The organism is Nocardioides sp. CPCC 206348, assembly GCF_048654705.1.
Classification (GTDB): Bacteria; Actinomycetota; Actinomycetes; order Propionibacteriales; family Nocardioidaceae; genus Nocardioides.
In genome coordinates this window covers 1,399-6,943 of record NZ_JBMCZA010000110.1, presented here as the reverse complement: position 1 = coordinate 6,943, position 5,545 = coordinate 1,399, and the positions used below count along the sequence as shown (strand labels likewise).

Here is a 5,545-nt window from a genome sequence, read left to right as displayed (position 1 = left end):
AGTCGCAGGTTCTCGGCGACCGTCAGGGTGTCGATCAGCCCGAGGTCCTGGTGGATGAAACGGATTCCCAGGTCGTGCCCCGACGGCGGCGACCCAAAGTGAAGGTCTCGCCCGAACACCCTCGCCGACGCTCCGGCCTGAGGCGTGTGGTACCCGGCCAGAATCTTGATGAGGGTCGACTTGCCAGACCCGTTCTGCCCCAGGAGGCAATGGATCTCACCGGCCTCGACCTCGACGCTCACGTCCCGCAACGCGTACTGACCGCTGAAGGCCTTGGACAGACCCTTGAGGACCAGCGCCGACGCCTCGAGAGAGTTGTCGGACATCGGTCAGACGCCCCAAGCTGCCTTGAACGACTCTGCCCAGTTCGGCGGGTCCAGGCTCTCGAGCGACGCGGCGTCCGGCGTAATGATGCGGAAGGAGCTGGTCGGCTTCTGCTCGGTGATCTTCTCACCTACCGAGAGCCGCGCCATGACGTCCACCGAGCGCCACTGGTGCGTGGCCTCACCGGCGACAGTGGCGATGAACTCACCGTTCTTGACGGCCTGGATGTCGCTTTCGAAGGGGAAGGCGAGGATCAGCTTCACCTTGTCAGCCAGGCCGGCGGCCTCGAGTCCCTGCTGAAGTCCGGCGTACAGCGACGATCCGCCGAAGAGGATGTACTTCGTGTCCGGGCTGCGCTTCAGGTAGTTCACGATGCCGGTGACATTGGTGGCTGCGGGCTGGGCCAGGCTCAGCTCGAGGATCTCCGCCTTTGAGGCGGGACTGTGCTCCTTGAGTTCGGCCTGAGCTCCCTCGGCGATGGTGGTGTGCAGGGGGATGGAGGGGTCGACCGGGATGACCGCGTCGATGGTGCCCTCAGCGTCAGCTAGCGCGATGTCGGCAGTGATGGCACCAGCCTCGAGGAAGGGGACCTCGCTCTGGATGACGGCGACCGGCCGCTCCTCGTTCACGCCGCCAGCGCCGATCACAGGAATGCCCTCGGCCTCCGCGCGGTCGAGCTGGTCCTTCACGATGTCCTCCGGGAAGACCATGGTGATGCTGAGATAGTCCGGCTTGGAGTCCAACGCCTGGTCAAAGGCGCGTACGTAATCCTGGGGCCCCTTGGTGAGGTCGTACTCGAAGACCTCCAGCTCCCAGCCGAGAGCTTCTACCGGCGCTTCCATCTCCCCGACCGAGCATGTCGGCAGGGTGCAGTTGACCTGGGCGACCGTCTTCCCTTTCGGCGGGGCTGACGCGAGAGCCGGAATCTTGACCTCGGCGGATGCCGAGTACCTCTCGACTTCCGACTTGGCGTGCACGATGGCCGCGTCGCTGGTACTCCCCTTGCCGGATCCGGAGTCGGAATCCGACCCGCAGGCAGCAAGGGCCATCGAAATCCCGATCATTGCGATCGTGGTGGGCGCGAGGGCGCGGTGTAGGGAAGGCATGACTCTCCTGTTGCTTCGGGCGTCACACCGTGAGGTGCACGCGACCTGTGATGCGGAGCACACTACCCCGAATACGTAGTCGCTGACCGTTCAGTAATAAAATTTCTGTCGGATTGCGTCAGAAATTTACTTTGCGCCTTCGATCCGCGCTCTCAGACGGCCGGCACGTAGGCGCGCGGCCGTTCACCATCGCCCGCTTAGTCCACCACGCGGTCGTCCGACTCATTGACGCTCACGATCGCGAGTCCGTGGCATGAGTACTTGCTAGGTCAATCCCGCCGAACACCACCTCATCGATCATCTCTCCAACGATGGTCAGCTGTTTGCCACCGCGTATTGCGAGCGCCGGTCTTCGAGGCTCTCGTTGAACCCGTTCCACGGTGCACCAATGGTCAGGGGACGCTCTCGGCGTGGCGCATGAGTTTCGATGACCTCGGCGTCGAATTGGCGGGCGCGTTCAATGTGGGCCAACCCTCCGTCAGCGCTCGCGCTCTCCACACAAAGCCGCCGGCCCTATCGCTCGGCAGCGCGCCCGCTGTCGTCCCGGCTCCGGCGGCACGAAACATCTCCGCCGAAATCTCACCGTCGTCATCGGCGGCAAGCCCGAAATGACGATCGTTGATGGACTCCGACGGGTCCAAGGACCAGCTCTGCCACGGGAGATTGAGAGGCTCGGAACCGAGCGGAACCGAGCGGCACGCATGCAATGACGGGCGTAGATACGCGCCGCCCGCAACGGGCGCCCTCCCTCCCAGCGCCTTCGTTCGCGAGTCATAAAGGCGCGGCCAGGCGAATCGCCGACCGGCTGATCCAGAAGCGGGCCCCAGGTTCCACCCCAGCCAGCACGCACATGGGAACTGCCAGCACCCCGTTCGCATTCAGCCAGCCACTGATTCCAAGCCGTCAGACGCTCTGACCACGCGCCTTGCCGCTTTCACCGACGCCTAGCGTCCCCCCGAATTTCCGCAACGAACGAAGTGCTACACACCTCTTGCATTGCCGGCACGTCCGATGTTTCGATTGTGCGAAACACTGGCATGACCGCGCATGCCTCCCGACCTGAGGCAACGTCGTGACCGGCCCCAAGCAATCTGACGAAGACGCCACCACCTGCCCGAGCTGCGGCGCAGCGGTCATCTACGGCGGCGTCGGCCGCCGGCCGGTCTGGTGCTCGACCCGCTGCCGAAACGACGCCGCGCTGAGACGGCTCGGCGCGCGCAGAGGTGCCATCGAGGTGCGCGTGGTCGAGGTACCGCGCCCTCCTACCGCAGGCGCTCAGCGTGGGTTGTCGGGCGGCGTGGCGGCATCCAGTCCGGCACCGGAGGCCGTGACCGAAGGCGGCGATCGGCGATCAGCGACGCCGTCACCCGACCAAGCGCTGCGAGTCATTCGCAACGACCCGGAAGCCGTCGGCAAGCTTCTGGTGCATCTCGAGCGGAGGCGACTCGACGGGACGTTGTCGGCCCCCGAGTGGCTGCCCGTGCGCAACGGGATCCGCCTGATCGCGGGCGAACTTTCGCCAGACCTCGAACGGCCCAGCCCGCCTCGTTGACTACGGACGGAAGTGCTGGACGATCCTGCGCGTGGCCTGCCCAAGGTGCCGGAGCTCGGCGTTGACATCGTCGTCGTGGCGGATGCCGAGCGCCATCGCGAGGATGTCCTCATCACCATAGGCGTCACGCAGCAGTTGCTCGAAGGCGGCTCCGTCAGCCTCTGCCAGTCCGAGCGACCGCGCCAACTCGGCGATGTCCGGGTAATCGCGCTCCCTCATCGCGACCATCTTCATCGCCATGATGTGCTCGAGCGGCGCGTACTCCACGTGGAGTCCCGGTGTAACTGGCAGCGGCTTGGACGGGCGCGGTGGGATCCAGGGCGCGGCGCTCGGATTGAGCCACGTCGGCGGTAGCCCGTGTTGCCGGGCGATCACCGCCGCCTCGTCGTACACAGCCTGGTCGGTGGCCAGCGCGTCCACGTCGAGGGTGAGCCGGCGTTCGCTGATGGTGAGGGCGATCGCGGCACCTCCCACGACGTACAGGCCGGCCGAGATTCCGCTGCGCCAACCGGTTGTCGAGTTCGGCAAGCAGTGCACGCAGGCGGTCGCCGTCGAGCTCGGTCGGGGCGCTCAGGCGGTGATCAGGTCGCGTTGGGCGATGTAGATGCCGCGTTCAGCCAGCCAGGCGGGTGTCGCCTCGCGGATATCGGTCTCCTCGAGCAACAGGTTCGGAATGACCCACTCCTGCGCCGCACGGAACTCAGTCCATGCCGGCGGCGTCCGACCGGACGTCGCGAACTCGTGCGCAATGAGGGCTGCGAGCAGCCCGTCCCACTTCTCCTCACTCGTGCTCGACGGTCGGGTCTCCCACGCAGCGCCAGGCTCACCCGGACTGGCGAGCATTGCGCGAACCTGGTCACGAGCCTGGGTGATGACCTTGAAGGCCCATCGATCATCGCCCTGCGCGATCGCGTCCTTCAGTGCCTGCCGGGTGCTTTGCGGTGTCATCCATCCGCGCTCGTTTGCTTCGCCCAACGCAGCACCTTGGCGCAGTGCTCTCAGGAAGAACGCGGCAGATGGACTGGCCGTGCCATTCAGGTACGACGACAGGCGTGAGTGAGACGTCCCCAGGGCTGCGGCGAAGCCGCGCAGACTGAGCCCGCTGCGGCGCAGGGCTGCGCGCAGTTGCCTCGCGACGTCCTGCGCGTCCGTGTCCATGCGCCTCCCTTCCAGCGTCATGGTACCCGATCAGGAACCACCGCCATGGGCTCGCGATCGACCCGCCGCCACGGGCTCAGCCCGTTCAGCCGCCGCTTGATGCGCAGGGCACAGCACCTCGGCCAGCCCGTGGATTGTTCGGAGCTCGCCGATGGGCTACAGCAGATGGCGGACACACCCGCGTCCGAGTAGCGCCCAGGATTCGGACCGCCCCTACCTCACCTGCGGGGTTCCAGCGGCTCCGCACACAACGCCCTTGAGCGGGGTTCGCTGCTTTCACACGAACTCCGCAGCGCCTTGGCAGACCGTGCCGAGGATGGTGAACTGCAGGCCCCATGTCTCGTAATTGATCGCGCGCATCGACTTTCGACGCCTCAGTCTCTGTCGCCTCCATTCGCGCACTGAGTGATCACACGCCGCTGTCCATGTCGGCCCGCAGACTGTCGATGCGACCACCAAGATCGTGAGACTGCGAACTGAGAGCCTCGCGGACCTGTTCCAGGTCGCGTTCAAGCACCTCGACGCGCTCGTCGGTTGTCGGCTCACGGCCGGAGGTCACAGCACCTGTAGCCGTGAGAGTGATGTTCCCGACGAGGGAGCCGCCTGCTATCGAGGTCGGCTGGATAGTTTGAGTCGAGGGTTTGCCCAACACCTTGTGCTTCACGTTACGGATTGCCGTGCGCGCACGGGCGGAGCCCCGTGACTACTGGGTGTCGAGCTTCTTTCCGACGTGGACGATCCGCAGGCTTGTGACGGTGCACCACAGACCGGCCGCGAGCAACACAAACCCGGCGACCTTCACCCACACCTCAGTCTCCACCGATGTCATCCTGCCTTGATGCCAGGACTTGCGGGGGCAGCGGGCGCAATGCCCTACCTCCGTATGCGATCCGTGGCTCACCCTTCCGCCTGTCCCTCCCAGAGCAGCGTCCCCATCTGACGCGCTGCGCGACGTCGAAGTTCATCAACGGCGTGGGTGTAGCGCTGGGCGGTGGCCATCTCGGTCCAGCCCATGATGGACATGACGGTGCGGATGTCGACGTTCTGCAGGAGCAGCAGGGTGGCTGCGGTGTGGCGGGCGTCGTGGAGGCGGACCTCCCTGACGCCGGCTCCTTGCAGGAGCGTCTTCCACTCGGTGTGGTCACGTGCGGGATCGATGAGGCCGCCGCTGGCGGCGGGGAACACCAGGTCGTGGGTGGTGTCCCAGTCGGATCCGGCTGCGAGGCGTCGGCGGTTCACCACTGCGCGGTGGGCACGGAGCTCATCGACGAGCGGCTGAGGCAACACGATGGTTCGCTTCGAGGCCTTTGTCTTGGGCTCGACCAGCTGCAGGCCGCCGCCCGTTCGGCGTTCGCACTCAGCGCCGCGCTTCCGGCCACACGAGGGCAAACCGTCCACCGACGGA

Annotated in this window: 7 protein-coding genes; 1 reads left to right on the top strand and 6 read right to left on the bottom strand. The window is 65.9% G+C overall.

Features of this window, described 5'->3' with window-relative positions; genetic code table 11:
* Together ACOADB_RS06195 and ACOADB_RS06190 are read right to left on the bottom strand one after the other, a co-directional pair.
* On the bottom strand, positions 1–326 hold a 326-nt coding region (locus ACOADB_RS06195; RefSeq protein ID WP_378597080.1), incomplete at its 3' end, for an ATP-binding cassette domain-containing protein.
* A gap of 3 nt (positions 327–329) precedes the next feature.
* Positions 330–1,430 carry a sugar ABC transporter substrate-binding protein gene (locus ACOADB_RS06190; RefSeq protein WP_378597079.1) on the bottom strand — a complete coding sequence of 367 codons (1,101 nt, stop codon included), beginning with the start codon at positions 1,428–1,430 and terminating at the stop codon, positions 330–332.
* A 1,072-nt stretch (positions 1,431–2,502) separates the two neighbouring features.
* Between ACOADB_RS06190 and ACOADB_RS06185 the strand changes: the two genes are divergently transcribed.
* The gene (locus tag ACOADB_RS06185; RefSeq protein ID WP_378597078.1) at positions 2,503–2,982 is read left to right on the top strand and encodes a hypothetical protein; all 480 of its coding nucleotides are present in this window, start codon (positions 2,503–2,505) and stop codon (positions 2,980–2,982) included.
* Here ACOADB_RS06185 and ACOADB_RS06180 read toward each other — a convergent pair whose 3' ends face one another.
* The 4 genes from ACOADB_RS06180 to ACOADB_RS06165 all read right to left on the bottom strand — a co-directional run bounded on the left by ACOADB_RS06180 (position 2,983) and on the right by ACOADB_RS06165 (position 5,379).
* The gene (locus ACOADB_RS06180; RefSeq protein ID WP_378597077.1) at positions 2,983–3,402 is read right to left on the bottom strand and encodes a hypothetical protein; all 420 of its coding nucleotides are present in this window, start codon (positions 3,400–3,402) and stop codon (positions 2,983–2,985) included.
* 150 nt (positions 3,403–3,552) lie between these two features.
* Positions 3,553–4,140: a helix-turn-helix domain-containing protein gene (locus tag ACOADB_RS06175; RefSeq protein ID WP_378597076.1), complete on the bottom strand. Its 588-nt coding sequence runs from the start codon at positions 4,138–4,140 to the stop codon at positions 3,553–3,555.
* A gap of 409 nt (positions 4,141–4,549) precedes the next feature.
* On the bottom strand, positions 4,550–4,804 hold the full coding sequence (locus ACOADB_RS06170; protein ID WP_378597075.1) for a hypothetical protein: 255 nt from the start codon (positions 4,802–4,804) through the stop codon (positions 4,550–4,552).
* 233 nt (positions 4,805–5,037) lie between these two features.
* Positions 5,038–5,379: a tyrosine-type recombinase/integrase gene (locus ACOADB_RS06165; protein WP_378597074.1), complete on the bottom strand. Its 342-nt coding sequence runs from the start codon at positions 5,377–5,379 to the stop codon at positions 5,038–5,040.
* Positions 5,380–5,545: the final 166 nt, after the last annotated feature.

Coding starts and splice junctions, on each gene's coding strand:
- ACOADB_RS06190 (WP_378597079.1), bottom strand. CDS start 1,430: ATGCCTTCCCTACACCGCGCCCTCGCGCCCACCACGATCGCAATGATC.
- ACOADB_RS06175 (WP_378597076.1), bottom strand. CDS start 4,140: ATGGACACGGACGCGCAGGACGTCGCGAGGCAACTGCGCGCAGCCCTG.